Origin of the sequence: Rhodococcus sp. 06-156-4, assembly GCF_002259345.1 — a bacterium.
Taxonomy (GTDB): domain Bacteria; phylum Actinomycetota; class Actinomycetes; order Mycobacteriales; family Mycobacteriaceae; genus Rhodococcoides; species Rhodococcoides fascians_E.
In genome coordinates, this window is the sequence record NZ_NPGB01000036.1 from 148867 (window position 1) to 169888 (window position 21022).

The 21022-nt window shown below is 65.7% G+C and carries 1 protein-coding gene (cut by a window edge); it reads right to left on the reverse strand.

All coding sequences use genetic code 11. From position 1 onward, the window contains the following. Positions 1 to 21022, reverse strand: the 3' portion of a protein-coding gene (locus tag CH290_RS25485) for a non-ribosomal peptide synthetase (RefSeq protein ID WP_094620675.1). It continues 9071 nt past the right edge of the window; the window shows 21022 of its 30093 coding nt (coding positions 9072-30093); its start codon lies beyond the right edge, outside the window — the gene reads right to left on this strand; it ends in the stop codon at positions 1 to 3.

Below are 21022 nucleotides of genomic sequence, written 5' to 3' on the forward strand. Positions count from 1 at the left end.
TCAGGGGCCGACTACGTCCTCGGCCGCGGAAATCATCGTCGCTACCGCTTCCGCGTACCCCTGAGCACCGAGCGCAGGGAGAATTCCAGGCACCAACTGCGACAGAGCAACGGTGACCAACGCCTCGGGCTTGAGGGTCGTACCCATCGCCTTGGACACCGACGCGAGCTTGTCCGACAACTCCTCGAACGAGATCTCCCGCCCCTCGTGCGCCAGAACGGTCGCCGCAGGGCTCACCGACGCAGCCTCCGACACCAGCGACGGAAGGTCGTCCACTGTCCGCGGAGCTCGTTTCGGTGTCAGCGCCGCACGTTCCGACTCCGTCAGGATGTCGATCGATCGAAGCGTCACGGACGGATCCTGGGTGACCGTGTCGAGGATGCGCCGGAACCTGTCCGCGATCTTCTCGACGGTCGATCTCGTGAAGATCGAGGTCGCGTAGTTCAGCAGCGCCCGGACGTCGGTGAGCGCACCGAACTCGTCGAACTGCTCGATCGCAGTCAACTGCAGGTCGAACTTGGCTTGATCCTCGTCTGCCGCCAGGGTCGACACCTCGAGCCCGGGAAGCTCGAACGTGCCGCTGACAGCGTTCTGGAACGTCAGCATCACCTGGAAAAGCGGCGAATACGCACTGGATCGCGTTCTACCCATCTGCTCGACGAGCCGCTCGAACGGCACGTCGGCGTTGCCGAAGGCCGCCAGGTCGCGGTCACGCGTGTCCGCCAACAACTCGGAGAACGTCGACCCTCCCTGCACGGACGAACGCAACACCAAGGTGTTGACGAACATGCCGACCAGATCGTCGAGGGCTTCCTCGCCTCGGCCCGCCGTCGGCGTTCCGACAGCGATGTCGTCGGTGCCGCTGAGCCTGGCCAGCAGCACCGCCAACGCACTGTGGACCACCATGAAGACGGTCGCGTTGTGCTCGCGAGCGGTCTTCTCGATACGCCCCGCGATATCGGCACCGAGCGTGAACTCGTACGCCTCACCGATCGTCGACTGCCGCGCCGGTCGCGGATGATCGGTCGGCAAGGGCAACAAGTCCGGAAGCCCGGCCAACTCACGAGTCCAGAACGCGAGCTGCCCACCGAGTGCACTGTCCGGGTCGTCCTCACTACCGAGCACCTCGCGCTGCCACAGGCTGAAGTCCGCGTACTGCACCGGCAACGGTGCCCACTGCGGAGCATCCCCCGCGGCACGAGAGGTGTACGCGAGCATCACGTCGCGGATGAGCGGGCGCATCGAGAACCCGTCTGCCGTGATGTGATGCGCAACGAGCGCGAACACGTGATCGGTGTCGGACAAGGCGAAGAGAGCCGCACGAACCGGCACCTCGCTCGTCACGTCGAAGCCTTCACCGAGGATCGCGCCGACGCGGCCGAAGACGTCGCTCTCCGTGACGGGAATCGGCGTCAGATCCGGCAGAGCGTCCGACACCGAGCCGATCAGCTGGATCGGTCCGTCCTCACTGTCCGGGTACCGCGTCCGGAGCACTTCGTGACGTTCGATCACATCGGCCATGGCGGCTGCGAACGCTGCCGTGTTCAGCGCACCGGTGAACCGCACGGCTGCCGGGATGTTGTACGCAGCCGACGAGGTGTCCACCTGATTGATGGTCCACATCCGTTGCTGCGCAAGCGACAGCGGAACCGCGTCCGGCCGGATGCGCGGAGCGAGCGGAACCCGCGCCCCGCCACCGACGAGTGGCTGAACCCGTGCGGCCAGCGCCTCCACCGACGACGCTTCGAAGATCGTCCGCACCGGAATGCGGGTATCGAGGGCTGCGCCCAGTCTGGACACCACCTGCGTCGCGATCAGGGAGTTTCCGCCCAGTGCGAAGAAGTCGTCGTCCAACCCGACACGAGCGAGACCGAGCACGTCGGACAGCGTTCGTGCGACGACTTCCTCGATGGGATTGGTCGGGGCCCTGAACTCCCCGACGGTCGTCTCCGGCTCCGGCAGTGCTGCGCGATCGAGCTTGCCGTTGGCGTTCAGCGGCAACGCATCCAGCATCACGTACACCGACGGAACCATGTACGACGGGAGGATTCGGGTCAGCTCGATCCGAATCGTCTCGGCATCTGTGCCGTCTTCGCCCCCGGCGAGGTTCGGCACGACGTACGCCACCAGCTGGTCACCGGTGCGTCCGTCGTTGTAGACGGTCACGGCGGTGTCGCGAACGGAATCGAGTCCGCGCAAGGCAGATTCGATTTCACCGAGTTCGATGCGGTATCCGCGAACCTTGACCTGGAAGTCCGCACGCTCGATGTACTCCAGCTCACCCGAGCGCGTCCACCGCACGATGTCGCCCGTTCGGTACATACGTTCCGAGCTCGCATACGGATTTGCGACGAATCGATCGGCTGTCAGATCGACCCGACCGTGGTAGCCACGCGCCAGCTGAGATCCCGCCAGGTAGAGCTCACCGCTGACGCCGACGGGAACGGGCTGCAGACGCGCATCGAGAACGTGAACCCGACTGTTCCACTCCGGTTTTCCGATCGGAACCGTCGTGGTGTCACCGTCGACGACGCGGTGCGAGGTGATCGACACCGCCGCCTCGGTGGGCCCGTACAGGTTGTACAGCTCCGCGGAACTCGCCTTCTTCAGCGCCGACGCGGTCGCCGCGGGCAGTGCTTCACCGATCGCCAGGACTCGCCGCAGCGTCGGTGGCAGTGCACCGTCGGACACCGTGGTCAGCATCGACAACATCGACGGCACCACGTGCAGTGTCGTCACCTCGTGGTCACGGAGCAGACCCAGCAGGTAGTCCGGATCACGGTGACCGTCGGCCGAGGCGATCACCATGGATGCACCGACGGTGAGGGCGGACCAGAACTCCCACACCGAGAGGTCGAACGTCGCAACGGTTTTCAGCAGCACCGAATCCGACGAGTTCATCCCGAATTCCGCGTGTTTCCACACCAACTGGTTGACGATGGCGCCGTGCGAAACCGCGACGCCCTTCGGCTTACCGGTCGACCCGGAGGTGAAGATCACGTACGCCGTGTTGTCGGCGCGAAGCGCGCGGTTGTCACTGCGAAGCGCGCGCGCGTCCGTCGTCCGGCCTGCATCCGCGTCCTTCTCGAGATCCGTCAGATCGACGGAGCCGTCGATGACGACGTTCTCGCGAGCCGTGGTGATCACGCAGACCGGTGCCGCCACGGACAGGATGTACTCGGTGCGTTCGATCGGCTGATCTGGATCGAGAGGAACGTACGCACCCCCGGCCTTGGCGATCGCGTACATCGCGACCACGAGGTCGGTGGACCGTCGAATGGCAAGTCCCACCAGACTTTCGGGTCCGACGCCGCGCTCGACGAGCGACCGCGCGACGCGCTCGACGCGAGCGTCGAACTCGGCGTAGGTGAGCGAGACACCGTCGAACACGACCGCGGTCGCGTCCGGGCTGCGCCGTACCTGCGCGTCGTACAGATCGACGAGAGTTCGGTCCGCCCCGAGGTCGCGAGCGGTGTCGTTCCACGTCGACACCAGCTCGACGCGTTCGCCGGGCGAGGTGATGTCGATGTCTCCGACCGGAACGTCCGGCCGCGCCACGACCTCCTCCAGGACGCGGACGAAGCGTGCGACGACGGCGTCGACCGTCTCTGGCTCGAAGAGATCGGTCGCGTAGGTCATCAGCGCCTCGAAGCCCGCAGGCGCACCCGAGTCGTCGTACTTGTCCGCCAGGATCAGGTGCAGATCGAACTGCGAGTTACCCGAGTCCGCGTCCACCGCCGACACCGTCAGATCACCGAGCTCGAGGGCCGTCTGCGCCACGTTCTGGAACGAGAAACCGACCTGGAACAGCGGGTGCCGTGCCGTCGACCGCGTGGGGTTGAGGACCTCCACGAGGCGTTCGAACGGAACATCAGCGTTGGCGAACGCCCGTAGATCCGTCTCGCGTGCCTGCGCGAGCAGGTCCACGAAGTCCCGGCCGCCGTCCACGTCGAGTCGGAAGACCAGAGTGTTGACGAACATGCCGACGAGATTGTCCAGCGCCGCTTCTCCGCGTCCTGCGATGGGCGTACCGACGGCGATGTCGTTCATGCCCGACAGGCGCGCGAGGAGTACCGAGAACGCCGCGTGCACGGCCATGAACACGGTCGCATTGTGTGCGCGAGCGAGCTCCTGCAGTGCGGCGTGTGTACCGGCCGGAACCGTGAACTCGACGCGGCCGCCCCGGAAACTCTGGTCTGCAGGACGCGGCTTGTCGATCGGCAGGGTCAGCTGGTCCGGCAGGTCTGCGAGTGCAGTCTTCCAGTAGTCCAACTGTTGCGCGCCGACCGACGTCGGATCGTCTTCTCGGCCGAGAACCTCGCGTTGCCACAGCGCGTAATCGGCGTATTGGACCGGCAGTGGTGTCCACTGCGGTTCGGTGCCCGTCGTCCTCGCCGCGTACGCGGTCATCAGGTCGGTCGTCATCGGAACCATCGACGAACCGTCGGCGGAGATGTGGTGAACCACCATCGCCACGACGTACTCGTCGGCACCGACCCGGAACAGGGTGACGCGTACCGGAACTTCGGTCGTGACGTCGAATCGGGTGGCGGCCAGCGCCATCACCTTCTCGGTCACCGACGCCGGATCGGCATCCTCGATGTGCAACGAGATCCCGGCACGCTCGGACGAGAGCACCCGCTGTACGGCACCACCGTCCGTTTCCGGGTAGACCGTTCGGAGCGTCTCGTGGCGTGCCACGAGGTCACCGATGGCCGCGGAGAACGCGTCCTCGTCGAGGCGGCCCGACAGGCGAAGTGCCATCGGGATGTTGTACGCCGTCGACGCACTGTCGAAGCGGTTGAGGAACCACATGCGCTGCTGCGCCAAGGACAACGGCACGTTCGCCGGCCGTTCGCGGGCGACCAGTTCGGTGCGCCCACCTCCGACGGCGGACTCGACGCGTGCAGCCAGGTCGCCGACCGACGAGGCTTCGAACAACAGCCGCACCGGCACCGACGCATCCAAGGCACTACCGAGCCGAGACACCACCTGCGTTGCGAGCAACGAGTTTCCGCCGAGCGAGAAGAAGTCGTCGTCGACACCGACGCGCGCGACACCGAGCACGTCTGCGAACACTCCCGCGACGATCTCCTCGATCGGTGTCGACGGCGCACGGAACGCCGTGGCCACCGCCGCGGGCTCCGGCAGAGCACGCCGATCGAGCTTGCCGTTGACCGTCAACGGAATCTCGTCCATCTGCACGAACGCGGAGGGAACCATGTACTCCGGAACGGACTGCGCCGTTCCCGCTCGCACCGCGTCCAGGTCGGCAGAACCCACCACGTAGGCAACGAGACGAACCGCACCCGGCGAGTCCTCACGCACCACGACCGCCGCCGCTGTCACGCCGTTCTGAGCCGAGACGGCAGCCTCGATCTCGCCGAGCTCGATGCGGAATCCTCGCACCTTGACCTGATCGTCCGCACGGCCGAGGTACACCAGCTCGCCGCTACCGTCCTCACGCCGCGTCCATCGAGCAACGTCGCCTGTGCGGTAGAGCCGACCCTCGCCGAAGGGATTGGCCACGAACCGCACCGACGACAGGTCGGCGCGTCCGAGGTAGCCACGAGCCAACTGCCCACCGGAGACGTACAGCTCGCCCGCCACTCCCACGGGCACCGGGTTCAACCGAGTGTCGAGCACGTAGACACCCAACCCTGTGATGGGTGCACCGATCACCGACGCCGAGCCGATGGACTCCGCCGTCAACGGGCGGTAGGACACGTGGACCGTCGTCTCGGTGATGCCGTACATGTTCACCAGTCGCGGCCCCGCCGTGCTGCCGTCGCCGTGGCGGTCGAACCATCCAGCGAGACGACGAGGCTCGAGAGCCTCACCACCGAAGATCACGTACCGCAGAGACAGCTCACCCGCATCCGCGGCCTGCACCCGGTCGAGTTCGGCAAGTTGGTAGAACGCCGACGGCGTCTGATTCAACACCGTGACACGTTCGGCGGCGAGAAGCTCGCGGAACGCTTCCGGTGACCGGGACGTGAAGTAGTCCACCATCACCAGCGTGCCGCCGAAAGCCAACGGACCCCACAGCTCCCACACCGAGAAGTCGAACGCGTAGGAGTGGAACATCGTCCACACGTCGTCCGGCCCGAAACCGTACGATGCGTCCGTGTTGTCGAGAAGTCGGACGACCGTACGATGCGGAATCAGCACACCCTTGGGACGACCCGTCGAACCCGACGTGTAGATGACGTACGCCAAGTGCTCGGGACGCAACGGAGCGCGTCGATCCGCATCGGACACCCTGTCCGCATCCTCACGGCCGTCACTCTCTCCGCTGACACCGATGCGCCCCTCGCCTTCGAGTCGAGACAAGTCCACGACCGGGAGGGAACCGGCGCGCACCGGTGCCATCGACTCGCCCTCCAGCACGGCCGAATCGGTGAGGACCGCAACCGGACTCGCATCGTCGACCATGAACGCGATCCGCTCGGACGGGTACGACGGGTCGATCGGCAGGTAGCCTGCGCCGGCCTTCAGCACCGCCAACAAGCCCACGATCAACTCGACCGACCGCGGGAGCGCCACCGCAACGAGCGCATCCGGACGTGCTCCGACCTCGATCAGAGCTCGCGCGACACGATCGGCCCGGCCGTCGAGTTCCGCGTACGTCACCGACTCGTCTCCGAAACGGACGGCTACACCACCCGGATGCGCGGACACAGCTGCCTCGAACCGATCGATCAGCGTCGCCTCGCTCACCGACACGTCCGAACCCGACGAACTCCACTGAGTGAGAACACGATCACGCGTCAGCGCATCGACGATCTCGATGTCACCGACCGCCCGAGACGAATCGGTCACGACACCACCGAGAACAGCGAGGAACTGCTCCCCCATCGACACGACCGTCGACTCGTCGAACAGATCGGTCGAGTACGAGACGTAGCAGGTGTAACCGCCGCCGGTCTCCTCCTCGAAGGTGAACTGCAGGTCGAACTTCGCGATCTCCGCATCGAACTGCACCGCCTCCGCGGACAGGTTCGGCAGTTCCAGGGCCGTGCGACCGAGGTTCTGGAATGCGAGCACCACCTGCACGAGCGGATGACGAGCCTGCGACCGCTGCGGGTCCAGGATCTCCACCAAGCGCTCGAAGGGAACGTCGGCGTTGCCGAACGCCTGCAGATCGACTTCACGTGCCTGTGCCAGCACCGCGTCGAACGCAACTGCAGGCGACACCTCGGTGCGCAGTACCAGCGTGTTCACGAACATGCCGATCAAGTCGTCCAAGCGCGCATCACCGCGTCCTGCGACGGGCGTACCGATCGCCACGTCCTCGGACGCGGACAACCGCGCCATCAGCACGGCCAACGCTGCGTGCACGACCATGAACACGGTCGAATCGTGTGCCCGCGCAAGCTCTTCGAGACTGCGGTGCAGAGACGGTGAGACGGAGAACTGTGTGGTTCGCCCGCGGTAACTCGCCACGTCGGGTCGAGCGTGGTCGAACGGTAGGTCGATCTGATCCGGCAACCCGGACAGCTGAGACCTCCAGTAGTCGATCTGCGCCGACACGAGCGACGACGCGTCGTCCTCACTGCCCAGAACGCTGCGTTGCCACAGCGTGTAATCCGCGTACTGCACGTCCATCGGTTGCCACTGCGGTCGATCGCCGGCAGTGCGTGCCGCGTAGGCCGTCATCACGTCGCGCGTCAGAGGGCCCATCGAGAACCCGTCTGCAGCAATGTGATGCACGACGAACACCAGAACGTGCGACTCGGGGCTCACTTCCAGCAACCGAATGCGCACGGGGACGTCTCGAGTGACGTCGAACCCGATCGAGACGATCGACACGACCTCGTTCACCACGTCCGATTCGGACACAGCGTGCGGCGCCAGATCGATGGAGACCTGGGACGGCTCGAGGATCACCTGATGCCCGACACCGTCGACCTCGGGGTAGACCGTCCGCATCGTCTCGTGTCGGCTGAGGACGTCGGTCACCGCGTCGCGCAGCGCCTCGGTGTTCAACTCGCCCGTCAGTCGTATCGCGACGGGGATGTTGTTGACCGCGGAGGCAGAGTCGAAACGGTTGAGGAACCACATCCGCTGCTGAGCGAGCGACAGCGGAATCCGTTCCGGGCGGTCCTGAGCCGCCAGTGCGACACGGCCCTGCGAGCCCGTTCCTTCGGCCCCCACGTGTGCTTCCACTGCACGTGCGAGACCGCCGACCGTGGTGGCGTCGAAGAGAACCCGGATCGGGACCGTCGTGTCCAGGGCAGCGCCGAGCCTGGCGACGACCTGCGTCGCCACCAGTGAGTTGCCGCCCAGGGAGAAGAAGTCGTCGTCCAGGCCGACGGACTCCACGCCGAGCACGTCGGAGAACACCGTCGCAACGGCCTGTTCGATCGGAGTCGAGGGCGCACGGAATTCCGCGGCCGAGACCTCCGGATCGGGAAGTGCCCTGCGATCCAGCTTGCCCGAGCTCGTCAGCGGAAGACCGTCCAGCAGCACGACAGCCGACGGAACCATGAACGCAGGCAGTCGAGTCTCGGCTTCCGACGAGATGTCCGCGACTGTCGTGCGTGCCGTCCACGGAACGACCCATGCCACCAAACGATCGTCGCGTACGGCCACCACAGCCTGTGCGACCGCAGGGTCTGCGACGAGGGCGGCCTCGATCTCACCGAGCTCGATTCGTTGTCCGCGCAGCTTGACCTGGAAATCGGAGCGGCCGACGTACTCGAGTTCGCCGGCTGTGTTCCACCGCACGACATCACCCGTGCGGTACAGCCGCCCGAGTCCGAAGGGGTTCGCGACGAATCGGTCCGCGGTCAGATCAGGTCGTGAGCTGTAGCCGCGTGCCAATTGAACGCCACCGAGATACAGCTCTCCCTCGGAGCCGTCGGGAGCGGGCCGAAGAGCGTTGTCGAGCACGTACACCTGCGTGTTCCAGACCGGTCGACCGATCGGGACACCGCGGGTGTTCGCGGCGACGAACTCGTGATACGTCACGTCGACTGCGGCTTCGGTCGGCCCGTAGAGGTTGACCAGCCGCGCCGACGGAAGCAGCGACACGATCTTTGCCGCAGTCGATTCCGGCAATGCCTCACCGGACGCGAACACCCACCGAAGGTCGCGAGCATCGGCTGCACCTGGTTCTGCCGAGAACACACCGAGCATCGACGGCACGAAGTGCGCCACCGAGACCGACTCCCGCGCGAACAGCTGTGCGAGATATGCGGGATCGCGGTGACCGTCCGGCCGCGCAACGACGGTTCTCGCGCCGACACGCATGGGCCAGAACAGTTCCCACACCGACACGTCGAACGTCACCGGTGTCTTCTGTACGACGGTGTCGGCGTCGTGCAGTCCGTACTCGGCCTGCATCCACTCGAGGCGGTTGACGATGGCGCGATGAGTGATCGTGACACCCTTGGGCCGACCCGTCGAACCCGAGGTGAACAGCACGTATGCACTGTTGTCCGGCCCGACGGTCCGGTCCGACGGACCGAGCGCAACCGCCGGATACTCCGACAGCGACAGCGTGTCGATGTGCACCACCGGGGGTGAACCTGCACCCAGCTCCACCGCGTCGCGCTCGGTCGAGAGCACGAGCACCGCGTTCGCCACGTCCACGATGTACTCGAGACGATCGACAGGCTGTTCCGGATCGAGAGGAACGTACGCTCCGCCTGCCTCCACGACGGCGTAGATGCCGACCATCAGATCGATCGACCGGCGCATGCCGACTGCCACCGCGATCTCCGGCCCGACACCGTGGCCGGCCAGGTAGCGCGCCAGCCGATGGACGCGGTCGGCGAACTCGCGGTAGCTGATCGTGTCGCCTTCGAACGTCAAGGCAGGTGCGTCGGGAGTCGATTCTGCGCGGGAGAAGAAGGCGTCCAGGAGCAACGCCTCGTCGACGGCATGATCGGTCTGGTTGCGATCGACGACCAGGGCATGACGTTCGTCGTCGCCGAGAAGGTCGAGGTCGCCGACCCTGACGCTCGGATCGACGGCCACCGCGGTGAGAATGCGCTCCATCCGGCCGATCAGTGCTGCCACGTGATCTTCGTCGAACAGGTCCTCGAAGTACTTCAGTGTCAACCGAATTCGGTCGTTCGCGACGATGAGCAACGTCAGCGGGTAGTGCGTGCTGTCGTTCGACTCCACACCGGACACGGCCATGCCGTCGATGTTCGACGCCTGGGCCGCGAGCCCTTCCTCGTCGACGGGGTAGGACTCGAAAACGGTCAGTGTGTCGAAGAGTGCACCGACACCGGCTGCGCGCTGGATGTCGGTAAGCCCGAGGTAGTGGTGATCGAGCAGATCGGCTTGCTCGGCCTGGAGCCTCGTGAGCGCCGACTCGACGGACTCGGCCGCGTTCAGGCGAACACGGATCGGGAGTGTGTTGATGAACAGGCCGACCATCGACTCGACGCCGGGAAGTCCTGCAGGCCTGCCGGATACCGTCGCGCCGAACACGACGTCGTCCCGTCCGGTCGATGCCGACAGCAGGATTCCCCACGCGGCCTGAACCAGCGTGTTCACGGTGACTCCGAGGCGGGCGCCCAAGTGCGTCAGCGACGAGGACAACTCTGCCGACAGGACTGTCTCCACGGCACCCGACCGTGACGTGATCTCACGTCCCGCGGCACCGGCAGCGAGAATCGTCGGCTCCGGAGCGTCCTCGAACGCTCGGGCCCACACGCCTTCGGACCGTGCTCGATCCTGACGTGCGATCCAGGACAGGAACGTTCGGTAGGACGACACACGCGGCAGACCGGACGCGTCGCCGTGCGCGGCGTACAGAACCAACAGGTCCCGCATCAGCAACGGCATGGACCATCCGTCGAGCAGGACGTGGTGGTTCGCGAACAGCAGCCGACTGTCGTCCTCGGTGATCTTCACCAGGGTGAAACGCACGAGAGGTGCCGTGGCGGTGTCGAATCGAGCTTCCTGCTCCCCCGCACGCAGCTCCTCGTACGCACGCTCACGATCTCCCGACGGGAGTCCGGACAAGTCGTGCTCGGCCCACGGGAGTTCGACGTCGTCCTGGACCACCTGAACGGTGGAGCCGTCGGCGACCGTCACGAACGCGGTCCGCAGGTTGTCGTACCGGTCGACGAGCGACGCCGCAGCGGTACGAAGACGACCGGCATCGACGTCGCCGGTCAAGCGCAGAACCATCTGCATCGTGTACACGTCGACGGACGACTCCGCGAGCAGTGCGTGGAACAACAAGCCCGATTGCAGCGGCGCGAGCGACCAGATGTCACGCGTCGACGGGTAGCGCTGTTCGACGACGTCGATCTCGCGCTGACCGATACGGACCAGCGGGACGTCCGACGGTGTCAGACCGCCTGCGGTACCGTCCGCCACGTGAGCGGCCAGAGCGGTCAGCGCGCCCACCCAGAGATCGGCCAGTTCCCGAACGTCGTCTGCATCGATGGCACCGACGGGGAATGCGAACGTCGCAGCGAGCGCCGAATCGTCCCCGGCTCCGCGGACGATCGCATTGATGTCGACGGTCTTGTTCGCCGCCATGTCGGCGTCACCGCTGATGGTCAGATCGTCGAAATCGGTTGCGGGCAGCCACCCTTCGATTCCTTCCGGAACCTCACCGGTGCTACCACGACCGAGGTAGTTGAAACTGATCTGACCGGTCGACAGCGAGCCGAGCTCGTTCGCGGTGTCCTCGTTGAGGTACCGCAACAGCCCGTATCCCATGCCCTTGTCCGGAATGCCGAGCAATTGTTCCTTGACCAGCTTGACCGCGGCACCGATGGAGGGGCCACCGTCGAGTGCGTCGGCGAGGTCGACTCCGGTGAGGTCGAGACGGACCGGGTACATGCTGGTGAACCATCCGACGGTGCGCGAGAGATCCGCACCTGGAATCAGTTCTTCTTCGCGGCCATGCCCTTCGAGTTGAACCAATGTCGCAGGCGCATCCACTCCGCGACGCGCACGGAACTCTCGTACGGCAAGGGCAAGACCGGCCAACAGCCCGTCCGACACTCCACCGTGGAAGGCATCGGGCACTGCGGTCAGCAGGGCGCGAGTCACGCTCGGCGACAACTCGATCGCACAACGTTCCACCGTCGACGTGACGTCACGGGCAGGGTCGAACGCGCGCGTACCGAGGACCGGATCCGGAGTTCCCGCGACGCTGCGCCACAGATCCATCTCCGAGAGACGACGAGGCGAACGCGCTTCGTCCGCGAGGGCGTGCGCCCAGCGACGCTCCGACGTGCCGACCTCGGGCAGAGCGGGGACTGCACCCGCCGCCGTCTGCGCCCAGGCGGAGACGAAGTCCGGCACGAGGATTCGCCAGGACACGCCGTCGACGACGAGGTGGTGTGCCACGACGACGAGACGGCCGCTCCTCGACGAACCGAAATCGACCCAGACGAAGCGGAGCATGTCGCCTGCGAACGGGTCGAGATGCGACATCGAATCGTCGACGGCCGCTGCGGTACGAGCCAGAACCTCGTCGAGGTCGAGCTCTGCGCCCACTTCGATGCGGTCGACGAGACGATCGATCGACACCGAACCGGGTGCGGAAGTCTCGAGACCCCACCCCTGGGACTCGTTCACCAGGCGCGCCCGGAGTCCGTCGTGGCGGTCCACCACGGCGAGGATGGTCGACACGATTCCCTGACGGTCGATACCGACGGGCAACTCGAGGGTCACCGACTGCACGAAGCGATCGAACGACCCACCCCGATCGGTCATCGAACGAGCGAACGGAAGCAGTGGTGCCCAACCGATTCCGCCACCGTCGAGCTCACCGAGAACGACCTCGTCGACGAGGTTCTCGGCAGCGGCGGCCACCGAAGCGAGACCCGCGACGGTCTTCTGCTCGAAGACGTCGCGTGGGGTGATCACGACACCTCTCGCCCGAGAGCGTGCAACGAGCTGGATCGACACGATACTGTCGCCGCCGAGCGCGAAGAACGAGTCGTCGATGCCGACCGCGTCGAGACCGAGGACGTCCGCGAAGACCTCGCTGAGTACTCGCTCGACATCGGTTTCGGCACCGCGGAACTCGGCCGAGCTCTCGAACGTGTGCTCCGGCAGCGCTCTACGGTCGAGCTTGCCCGACGGTCCCACCGGAAGTTCGTCGAGAACGAGAACCGACACCGGAACCATGTACTCCGGAAGCGTGGTCGCCGCCGACGCGACTACAGCATCGACGTCCACCGACGCGCCTGCAGTGGGCACGACGTAGGCGACCAGCTGATCGCGTACGACCAGTACTACGGCCTGAGCCACCGAATCGGCACGCAGAAGAGCGGACTCGATTTCTCCCAGCTCGATTCGCAGACCACGAAGCTTGACCTGGAAGTCCGAGCGACCGATGTACTCGAGCTCGCCGTTCGACGTCCAGCGAACCAGGTCGCCGGTGCGGTAGAGGCGGCCACCGTGCCTGTCCGCCGGATCGGCGACGAACCTGTCGGCCGTCAGATCGGGACGCGAATGGTAACCGCGAGCGAGCTGCACACCGGCGAGATAGAGCTCCCCCACCATCCCGACCGGCACCGAGCGAAGTCGATCGTCCAGCACGTGAACTCGGGTGTTGTACACCGGACGCCCGATCGGCACCGACGCGACGTCCGCGTCGACGACGTCGTGGTAGGTCACGTCGACGGCCGCTTCGGTGGGGCCGTACAGGTTGACCAACCGAGCGGCCGGCAGAACCGACCCGATCGTCCGCGCAGTGGCCGGCGGCAACGCCTCACCGGACGCGAAGATCCATCGAAGCGCGTCGGCACCGTTCGCTGTGGGCTCCGCGGCGAACACGGCAAGCATCGACGGCACGAAGTGCGCGACCGAAACCCGCTCGCCGCGCATCAACTCCGCCAGATAGACCGGGTCGCGGTGTCCGTCCGGCCTCGCGATCACCAAACGGGCGCCGATCTGCAACGGCCAGAAGAGTTCCCACACCGACACGTCGAACGTCACCGGTGTTTTCTGCACCACCACGTCATCGGCCCGTAGACCGTACTGGTCCTGCATCCAGACAAGGCGGTTCACGATGGCGGCGTGAGTGATCGTCACGCCCTTCGGCCGACCTGTCGAGCCCGAGGTGAACAGCACGTATGCCGCATTCGACGGACGCAGAACACCGATGCGGTCCGCGTCGACGAGCGGCGCATCCGAGTACTCGTCGAGCCCCAGACGGTCGATCTCGAGCACCACCGCGTCGTCCGCGCGGAACCGTTCTCGCGACGTGGTCAGAACCGTCGCCGCCGCGGAGGTGTTCAGGATGTACTCGACGCGATCGGCAGGCTGATCCGGATCGATCGGCACGTAGCCTGCACCGGTTTCCAGCACGGCGTACACGCCGACCATCAGATCGAGCGAGCGCTTGAAGGCAACCGCGACAAGCGATTCCGCGCCGACACCGCGCTCGACGAGGGCACGGGCGAGTCGATTGACCCGGCCATGGAACTCGGCGTACGTCAGCGATTCGCCATCGAACGTCAGCGCCACCGCGTCGGGCGTCCTCGCCACCTGGGCGTCGAACATCGAGACGAGCGTTGCCGACTCGTCGACATCGTGAGCGGTGTCGTTCGCGGCAGCGATCAGTGCGCGTTCGCTCGGGTCGGACAGGTCGACGTCGCCGATAGCGACCGTTCGATCCGCGGCGAAAGCCTCGAAAATGCGTTCCAGCCGGCCCATCATGGTGGCCACGGCAGCGCCGTCCAGAACATCGGTCAGGTACTTCAGCTTCAGATGCACCTGTGAATCCACCGCGATGAGCAGCGTGAGCGGGTAATGGGTCGCGTCCTCCAGCTCGACCCCGGACACCGACATGCCGTCGATGTTCTTCGCCTGTTCGGCGAGACCGGCCTCGTCGACTGGATACGACTCGAACACCGTCAGGGTGTCGAACAACGCTCCCAGATTCGCAGCTCGCTGAATCTCGTTGAGCCCCAGGTAATGATGATCGAGCAGATCGGCTTGTTCACCCTGCAACCGCACCAGTACGGACTCGACCGATTCGTGGCCGTCGAACCGGACACGGACAGGGAGGGTGTTGATGAACAGACCCACCATGGATTCGACGCCTGCCAGACCCGCCGGGCGTCCGGACACCGTGGCGCCGAACAACACGTCGTTGCTTCCTACGGACCGACCGAGGAGCAGACCCCACGCTGCCTGAACCATCGTGTTCAGCGTGACACCGAGTTGCGCTCCGACCGAGTGAAGCGCCGACGACAACGCCGGGCTCAGATCCAGAATCACCTCACCGATATCGGTGGACGCCTCTCCGGCACGCTCGGCCGACGTGAGCATCGTCGGTTGCTCGACACCTGCCAAGGCCTCGATCCACTTGTCGACCGAGACGCGTGCGTCCTGCTCCGCGACCCAGCCGAGGAACGACCGGTAGGAGCGCACGCGAGGCAGCAACGACACGTCACCTGCAAGCGCGTACAGAGCCAGGAGATCTCGCATCAACAGCGGCGTCGACCATCCGTCGAGAAGAAGGTGGTGACTCGACACGAGGAACCGTACGTCGGTGGCCGACACGGTCACGAACGTGAACCGCATCAGCGGAGCCGACGTCAGATCGAACGGCTCGATCTTGTCGGCCGCACGGAGCTCGTCGAAGGCCGCCTCGCGCTCCGATTCCGGCAGCGACGTCAGGTCGACGTCCCTCCACGGCACGTCGACTCGATCCAGCACCAACTGAACCGACGTACCGTCCACATTCTGTACGAATGCCGTCCGTAGGTTCTCGTACCGGTCGAGCAGCGCCTGAGCAGCACCGTGAAGACGCTCACGCTCGACGTTTCCGCTCAGCCGCAGCACGACCCGCATCGTGTAGACGTCGACCGACCCAGCCCGTGCGTCGGTCGACTGGGCGATCAACGCATGGAACAGCAAGCCCGACTGCAACGGGGCGAGCGACCAGATGTCCGCCGCCGCAGGGTACGTCGCCTCCCATCGATCGATGTCGGCCTGCGACACGGACACGAGCGGAACGTCCGACGGAGTCAGTCCCCCTGCGTTGTCTCCTGCCACGTGTTCGGTCAGCGCGGTCAGCGCACGATCCCACAGCTCGACCAGTTCGGACACCTGGGTGCGGGTGAGCATCCCTGTCGCGAACGTGAAACTTGCGGTCAGACGGGGTCCGTCGACAGTGTCGACAACGGCAGAGTTGATGTCCACCGCGGCATTGGCCGGCATGTCCGGATCACCCGGTGCACCGACGTCCGCCAACCCCGCGGACGGGAGCCAGGCGCCGCCGGTCAGTTCCGCCGAGATGCCCTCGGTGGACACGCGTCCCAGGTAGTTGAAGCTGACCTGCGGAGTGCTCGCGCTGGACTGCAGAACCTTGGCCGTCTCACCGTTCAAGTAGCGGAGCAGACCGTAGCCCATTCCCTTGTCCGGCACAGCGAGGAGCTGTTCCTTCACGGCCTTGACCGCGTCGCCGACCGCTGTGCCACCGGCCAGAGCGTCGTCGACGTCGATCCCGTTCAAATCGAGCCGGACCGGGAACGCACTGGTGAACCATCCGACGGTGCGGGAGAGGTCCGCACCCGGCACGATGTCTTCCTCGCGACCGTGGCCCTCGAGCTTGACCAGGCTCTCGGAGGTCACAGCGCCGGTTCGGGAACGCCATTGGCCGAGAGCCAACGCCAGGGTGGCCAGAAGTCCGTCGTTGACACCACCGTTGAACGCGCTCGGTACTCGGGTGAGCACGGCGTCGGTGACCGCCGCGGACAGTTCGATGTCGACGCGGTCGGTCGACGACAGCGTGTCGACTCGCGCGTCGAACGCGCGAGAACCGATTCGCGGATCGGCACCTGCCAGAACGTCTGTCCACCAACCGATTTCAGCTTCACGCTCGCTGTCGTGAGCGGCGTCGACCAAACCGTGGGCCCACCGACGCATCGACGTACCGACGGCAGGAAGTGTGATCGGCTGCTCGGCCGCTCCCTGCCCCCATGCCACGGCGAGGTCGGGCAGCAGGATTCGCCACGACACGCCGTCGACCACGAAGTGGTGTGCAACCAGGAGGAGGATGCCTGCCCGCGCAGGCCCGTCACCGACGAAGTCGAACCAGACGACTTCCAACATCCGACCACGCTCGGGATCGAGGCGGTCCTTTGCCTCGTCGAGTGCGGACTCGGCACGCGCGCGAACCTCTGCGTCGTCGAGCCCGGAGTCGAGCTCGACGCGAACCAGCAGATCCTCGACGTCGACGGTGCCGTGATCCCGGACGTAGAACGTCCACTCGCCGCCTTCGGCACGCTCGACGACGGACCGAAGCACGTCGTGGTGATCGACGACCGCGCCGATGGTCCTGCTCAGCAGCCCGTGGTCGATGCCGGTGGGCAGCGTGACCGCCACCGACTGCGCGAACCTCGAGAATCCACCCGGACCTTCGAGGATGGATTTCATGATCGGCGTCAGTGCCAGCGGACCCAGTCCGCCGCCGGGCAGCTCTTCCACCACCGGGACGTCCGTGGTCTCGCTCATCACGGTGGCGACCTCGGCAAGCGCGGCAACGGACTTGCGCTCGAACACGTCCCGAGGGGTGAACGAGATACCCCGTGCGCGCGCCCGCGAGACCAGTTGAATCGACACGATGCTGTCGCCGCCGAGAGCGAAGAACGACTCGTCGACGCTCACACGCTCCATGTTCAGAACATCGGCGAAGACTTCGGCGATAATCGTCTCTATTTCTCCGGTCGCACCGCGGAATTCCTGTTCGGCGAACACCGGTTCCGGTAGCGCCGCACGGTCCAGCTTGCCCACCGGGGTCAACGGAACACTGTCGAGGACGATGATCGACGCCGGGACCATGTGCGCAGGAAGAGTTTTCGCCACGAACTCGGTGAGACCCTCGACGTCCACTGTCGCCCCACGCGCCGGGAGCACATAGGCAACCAGACCGGTTGCGCCGCTGGGAAGTTCACGTCCGAGCGTGGCCGCGAAGGACACGCTGTCGTGTTCGGTCAGTACTGCGTCGACCTCGCCGAGTTCGACACGGAATCCGCGGACCTTGATCTGGAAGTCCGATCGCCCGACGAACTCGATGGTCACGGCGTTCGGGTCGGCGATCACGGCGTCCGATCCGAAGGTCCAACGGACGACGTCGCCGGTGCGGTACATGCGCGCACCGGGAGCACCGTACGGATTGGCGACGAAACGCGACGACGTCAGATCCTCGCGCTCGTGATAGCCCCGGGCGAGAGCGCCGCCCGCGAGATAGAGCTCACCTGCGGCACCGACGGGAACCGGGTGCAGACGCGCGTCGAGAACGAGCGCCGACATTCCGTGGATCGGTCGGCCCACGGTGATGGGCATGCCCGGCCGAAGCTCGGCGAACGTGGAGATGATCGTTGTCTCGGTCGGACCGTACCCGTTGAAGTACGTACGGCCCGGCGCCCACCGAGCGAGGAGATCGGGGGTGGTGACGTCGCCGCCGACGGAGACGACCCGGAGACTGTCGATCCCCGCCGCGTCCACTGTTCCGAGCACGGCGGGGGTGATGATCGTGTGGGTCACCTGCTCGGTCACGAGCAACTCGGCGAGGTCCTCGCCGCCGATGATGGTCGACGGCACGACGACGAGGGTCGCGCCTTCGGAGAACGCGGCCATCCATTCGAGAACCGACGGGTCGAAGCTCGGCGAACAGATGTGCAGGAACTTGGATGTTCGGTCCAGGTGATACAGGTCGGTCGCCGCGTCGAGCACGCCGCCCAGACCACTGTGCGTGACGACGACGCCCTTGGGGAGTCCCGTCGAGCCGGAGGTGTAGATCACGTACGCGGCGTGATCGATGGACAGCGGCGACGTGCGATCCGCGTCGGTGATCGGAGTGTCGGACTGCCGAGAGACCGCCGCTGCGAAATCGGCGCCGTCGGTCACGAGCCACTCGATCGCCGAAGGCAGTTCCTCGACGTGGTCGCTCGACGTCAGGCCGAACAGTGCGCCCGAGTCGCCGACCATGTGCTCGATGCGTCCGGACGGGTAGTTGGGATCGACCGGAAGGTGTGCAGCGCCTGACTTGGCCACCGCCCAGACCGCGGCGACCATGTCGTACGAGCGCGGGAAGGCGAGTGCGACGATGCGATCCGGGCCGGCGCCACGTTCGATCAACGCGCGCGCGACACGCGTGGACGTCTCGTCGAGTTCTCGATAGGTGATGGAGCGGCCGTCCGCGCGCACTGCCACACCGTCGGGATCGATGTCGACACCGCGCTGGAAGATCTCCGGCAGAGTACCGCCGTGCGTCACCTCGTCGCCGTGGACGTGAGTCAGCCACTGGTACTCGTCGTTCTCGAGAATGGTGAGGTCACCGACCGGACGATCGGGTCGCGCGACGACACCTTCGAGAATTCGAACGAACCGGCGAGCGAACACCTCGACCGTCGAGCGGTCGAACAGAGCTGTCGCATAGGTGAATTCGGCGGAGATACCGGTCTGCGCACCCGATTGATCGGTGTGCTCGGACAACAACAACGACAGATCGAACTTGGCGACGTCGATGTCGAAATCGACCGCGCTGACCTTGAGCCCCGGCAGTTCGAAGCTGGTCTGCGGCAGATTCTGGAACGACAACGCGACCTGGAACAGCGGGTGGCGTGCTGTGGAGCGTTCCGGGTTCAGGATCTCCACGAGTCGCTCGAACGGCACGTCGGCATTTCCGAATGCCTTGAGGTCGCCCTCGCGAGTCGCCTCGAGGAGGTTCTCGAACGAACGACTCGGTTCCACGTCGGAGCGCAGAACGAGCGTGCTGACGAACATGCCGATCACGTCGTCGAGTTCCGCTTCACCACGCCCGGCGATCGGCGTGCCGATTGCGATGTCCGACGTTCCGGACAAGCGGGCCAACAGAACTGCAAGCGCCGAGTGAACGACCATGAACAGTGTCGTGCCGGTACGGCGAGCCAGTTCGACGAGGTCTCGGTGCAATTCCGGTTCGATACGGAAACTGCTGGTGCCACCGACGAAGGACTGTACGCCGGGACGCGGACGATCGAACGGCAGAACGAGTTCCTCGGGCAGACCCGCGAGCGTCGACTTCCAGAAATCCGCCTGCGTCGAGATCAACGACCGAGGGTCGGATTCGTCTCCGAGTGCTTCACGCTGCCACAGAGTGAAGTCCGCGTACTGGACCGCGAGCGGAGCCCACCCAGGCTCCTCGCCGACCGTTCTGGCGGCGTAGGCGATCATCACGTCGCGCGTCAACGGGCCCATCGACCAACCGTCGGCGCTGATGTGGTGCGCGACGAACACGAGCACGTGCTCGGTGTCGGTCACGGCGAACAGCTCGGCGTGGAGCGGTACTTCCCGCGTCACGTCGAACCCTGTCGAGACCACCGACGCGATTCGTCCCGGAAGGTCGTCCTCGGCAACGGTGACCGGCACCAACACGGGAACAGCCGACGACGTCGGCAGAATGACCTGTGAGGCGACTCCGTCGGTCTCCGGATAGACCGTGCGCAGCGCTTCGTGACGCTCGAGCACGTCGGCGATGGCGGCCTGCAGCGCCGACACGTCGAGGCTTCCCGAGAGCCGGATTGCCACCGGGAGGTTGTTCACAGCGGACTCGGTGTCGAAGCGGTTGAGGAACCACATGCGCTGCTGCGCGAGCGACAGCGGAATGTGATCCGGACGTGGGCCTGCGACGAGTGCGACGCGACCACCACCGACGTGCGATTCCGCACGGGCAGCGAGACTTTCGACGGTCGAGGCCTCGAACAGCGTCCGTACGGGCACGCGGGCTCCGAGAGCAGCACCGACTCTCGACACGACCTGCGTCGCGACGAGCGAGTTTCCGCCCAACTCGAAGAAGTCGTCGTCGAGACCCACGCGCGGCACACCGAGGACCTCGGCGAACACACCGGCCACGATTTCCTCGACCGGTGTGCGGGGCGCACGGAACACTCGCGCTTCGAACACCGGATCGGGCAGAGCCCGGCGATCGAGCTTGCCGGACGCGTTCAACGGGAGAGCATCGAGCACGACGAAGGTGGACGGCACCATGTAGGTCGGCAGCACCGTGGAGACGGCGGATTGCAATGCCCCGGTGTCCACC